This is a genomic window from Bacteroides sp. (assembly GCF_019417265.1).
Classification (GTDB): domain Bacteria; phylum Bacteroidota; class Bacteroidia; order Bacteroidales; family Bacteroidaceae; genus Phocaeicola.
This window is the reverse complement of sequence record NZ_DXVR01000016.1, coordinates 1-3,928: the sequence shown is the minus strand read 5'-3', so window position 1 is coordinate 3,928 and position 3,928 is coordinate 1. Positions and strand designations below refer to the sequence as shown.

Below are 3,928 nucleotides of genomic sequence, written 5' to 3'. Positions count from 1 at the left end.
TTATATAGAGACATTTTTAGCCCGAGAGGGTAAAGTATTAATTTTTTGATTTTATTTTTATTATGGCAGAAAGAGAATTCAGACAAAATGGTGAAAACCAGTCTGGCCGCGATGGTAGAAAATTTTACAACAACAGAGAGGGTTATAACAGAAATAATCGTTATGAGGGTGGTAACTACGGACGTCGTCCTAACAATGGTTTTGATGGTGGTGAACGCCAGAACCGTTCTTCGTTCAACCCTCGATTCAATAATAATGGTGGCGACCGTCAGCAGCGTGGTGGTTATGGAAACAATAATAACTATGGCCGTCAGCAGCGTCCGTATGGTAATCGCCCTTATGGAAACAATGAAGGTGGTGAGCGTTCGTATGGTGCTCCACGCTTCAATAATAACGGCGGAGAACGTCAGCAGCGTCCGTTCACTCCAAGATTTAATAATAATGAGGGTGGCCAACAGCGTCAGTTCCGTCCTCGTCAGGGACAGCAGGGCGGATATCGTCAGCAGGGTGGCGGATACGGTAACAACCGTCAGGGTGGATTCCGTCATCGTACAAACGACTACAATCCGAATGCTAAATATAGCATGAAGAAGCAGATAGAGTACAAGGATGTACTTACTGACCCTAATGAGCCAATCCGCTTGAACAAGTATTTGGCTAATGCCGGAATCTGTTCACGTCGTGAGGCTGATGAATTTATCACAGCCGGTGTGGTTTCTGTAAATGGGGTAGTGGTAACTGAGCTTGGTACTAAGGTACACCGCAATGATGAGGTTAAGTTCCATGATCAGCCGGTAAATATTGAGAGAAAGGTGTATATCCTGCTCAATAAGCCGAAAGATTGTGTAACAACTTCGGATGATCCACAGGAGCGTAAGACTGTACTGGATTTCGTGAAAAATGCATGCAAGGAACGTATTTATCCTGTTGGAAGACTTGACCGCAATACTACAGGTGTACTTCTGCTTACAAATGATGGTGAGATGGCTTCAAAACTGACTCATCCAAAATATTTGAAGAAGAAAATCTATCATGTTTACTGCGATAAGAATGTTACTAAGGCTGACCTTGACCAGATAATACAGGGCATAACTCTGGAAGATGGTGAAATTCATGCTGATGCTGTAAGCTATGCTTCTGATACAGATAAATCACAGGTTGGAATAGAAATACACTCAGGAAAGAACCGTATCGTACGTCGTATTTTCGAACACTTGGGGTATAAGGTGATTAAACTTGACAGAGTTTATTTTGCCGGACTTACCAAGAAGGGATTGCGTCGTGGCGACTGGAGATTCTTGACTGAAAACGAGGTAAATATGCTCCGTATGGGGTCTTTTGAATAATTTAAATTATTTAATGATGGAAATGATTCGTAGAACAAAGATTGTTGACGTGCTGAAATCACGCGATTTCGGAAGCATGGTCAATGTTAAGGGTTGGGTTCGTACCCGCCGCGGTAGCAAACAGGTAAACTTTATCGCCTTGAATGACGGTTCTACTATAAATAATGTGCAGGTGGTTGTTGATTTGGCTGACTTCGACGAAGAAATGCTGAAACAGATTACTACCGGTGCATGTATCAGCGTAAACGGTGAATTGGTGGAATCTGTAGGTGCAGGACAGGCTGCCGAAATTCAGGCTCGCGAAATTGAGGTGTTGGGAGTATGTGACAATACTTATCCGCTTCAGAAGAAAGGTCACTCTATGGAGTTCCTTCGCGAAATTGCACACTTGCGTCCACGTACAAATACTTTCGGTGCTGTGTTCCGCATTCGTCATAACATGGCTATAGCAATACATAAGTTCTTCCATGACCGTGGTTTCTTCTATTTTCATACTCCTATCATTACAGCTTCTGACTGTGAAGGTGCCGGACAGATGTTCCAGGTTACTACTATGAATCTGTATGATTTGAAGAAGGATGAAAATGGTTCTATCGTATATGATAATGATTTCTTCGGTAAGCAGGCAAGCTTGACAGTGTCTGGTCAGTTGGAAGGAGAGTTGGCTGCAACATCACTTGGTGCAATCTATACTTTCGGTCCTACTTTCCGTGCAGAGAACTCAAATACTCCTCGCCATCTGGCTGAGTTCTGGATGATTGAACCGGAAGTGGCATTCAATGATATCTATGACAACATGGATTTGGCTGAGGAATTCATCAAGTATTGTGTACAGTGGGCTTTGGATAACTGCTACGATGACGTGAAATTCTTGAACGACATGTTCGATAAGGGATTGATTGAACGTTTGCAGAGTGTGCTTAAAGATAGCTTCGTACGTTTGCCTTATACAGAAGGTATCAAGATTCTTGAAGACGCGGTTGCTAAAGGACACAAGTTTGAGTTCCCTGTATTCTGGGGGGCTGACCTGGCTTCAGAACACGAACGTTTCTTGGTAGAGGAACATTTCAAGAAACCGGTTATTCTGACAGACTATCCTAAGGAAATCAAAGCTTTCTATATGAAGCAGAACGAAGATGGCAAGACTGTACGCGCTATGGATGTTTTGTTCCCTAAGATTGGTGAAATTATCGGTGGATCAGAACGTGAGGCTGATTATGATAAGCTGCTTACCCGTATTCAGGAATTAGGTATTCCGATGAAGGATATGTGGTGGTATCTTGATACTCGTAAATACGGAACTTGTCCTCATTCAGGATTCGGGCTTGGTTTCGAACGCTTGTTGCTGTTCGTTACCGGTATGTCTAATATCCGTGATGTGATTCCTTTCCCTCGTACTCCGAGAAATGCGGAATTCTAATCTTATAAGTTAGATAATCAAAAAAGGATAGAAAATGGCTTTATCATTCCACTGGTGTGGATTTGATAAGGCCATTTTCGTTTTTTCAATAATAATAAATAAGGATAGTCCGGTTATTCGTTTTTTTTTGTAATATGTATTAAGTTTTTGACTTTAAACAAAAAAGTAGGCTTCTGTGTTTCTTTCTAATATTTATTTTTATATATTTGTAGAAACCTATTAATAAACTTAAATATATAGTGTTATGAAAATGCGCAATTTTATTCTTATGGCATTGATGATGCTGGTTGCATCTGGTAGTGCTTTGGCGCAGAAAACCGAAAAAGTTCCTGTTAGCCTTAACGGTATCTGGCAAATGTGTTTCTATCGTTCTAATTCACCAACAGTGGCCGGTGAGCTCAAAACAAGTAATTCACTGAAAATTCTTTCTGATGACGGTCGTTTTACCAACATGGTAATGATGCCTCATGGGGCTATTATTATAGGTGAGGGTAGGTATGAGATGACTTCTGAGAATTCTTATACGGAGATTGTTGAAAGGAATCTGCATCTTCCACAGCTCAATGGTAAAAAGAATCTTATGCACTTCGAAATGATGGATGAAGGGATAATGGTGGTGAAATATTTTCTAAAGGAAGATATTAATGGAAACAAAATAGATTCCTGGTGTTACGAAACTTGGAAGAAAGTGGAAATGTCGGACGAATATCCGGAAAATATTATCAGGTAGTTTTATATTGTATTGTATATATAAGGACAGTTGTCAAGTGTTGGCGGCTGTCCTTTTTTTACATAGTATCAACTAATTATATCAGAAAAAAGCTGAAAAACTTTGTCTATTTCGGGAAAAGTTGTACCTTTGCAAGCCGATTATTATCAAATAGTGATAAAATTAAGATTCTGAGCACTTTATTCATCTTTGTCCGGGACGGATGGGGTGTGAGGAAATTGTTTTTTAGTAGTTAACATTTAAAAAAAGATTTAAGAGTGGATACTTTAAGTTACAAGACCATTTCTGCAAACAAGGAAACTGCAACTAAAGAATGGGTTGTAGTAGATGCTACCGATCAGGTTGTTGGCCGTCTCGGTGCTAAAGTTGCGAAACTGTTGAGAGGAAAGTACAAACCAAACTTTACTCCTCACGTAGACTGCGGTGATAACG

Annotated in this window: 4 protein-coding genes; all 4 read left to right on the top strand. The window is 40.5% G+C overall.

The window, feature by feature from the left end:
* The first annotated feature begins 62 nt into the window (after positions 1–62).
* Complete coding sequence (locus QZ379_RS03670; RefSeq protein WP_291558481.1) at positions 63–1,346, top strand: pseudouridine synthase; 1,284 nt, start codon at positions 63–65, stop codon at positions 1,344–1,346.
* Between the two features lie 16 nt (positions 1,347–1,362).
* Entirely contained in the window at positions 1,363–2,766 is a 1,404-nt protein-coding gene (asnS, locus tag QZ379_RS03665) for an asparagine--tRNA ligase (RefSeq protein ID WP_291558520.1), read from the top strand.
* Between the two features lie 244 nt (positions 2,767–3,010).
* Positions 3,011–3,496 (top strand): DUF4488 domain-containing protein, encoded by a 486-nt coding sequence (locus QZ379_RS03660; protein WP_291558480.1) that lies wholly within the window; start codon positions 3,011–3,013, stop codon positions 3,494–3,496.
* Between the two features lie 257 nt (positions 3,497–3,753).
* Positions 3,754–3,928, top strand: a 175-nt coding sequence (locus QZ379_RS03655) for an uL13 family ribosomal protein (RefSeq protein WP_291558518.1), incomplete at its 3' end; no start/stop codon positions are given.

What these genes read in the sequence shown, in the direction of transcription:
- QZ379_RS03670 (WP_291558481.1), top strand. Translation starts at nt 63, where the DNA reads ATGGCAGAAAGAGAATTCAGACAAAATGGTGAAAACCAGTCTGGCCGC.
- asnS (WP_291558520.1), top strand. Translation starts at nt 1,363, where the DNA reads ATGGAAATGATTCGTAGAACAAAGATTGTTGACGTGCTGAAATCACGC.
- QZ379_RS03660 (WP_291558480.1), top strand. Translation starts at nt 3,011, where the DNA reads ATGAAAATGCGCAATTTTATTCTTATGGCATTGATGATGCTGGTTGCA.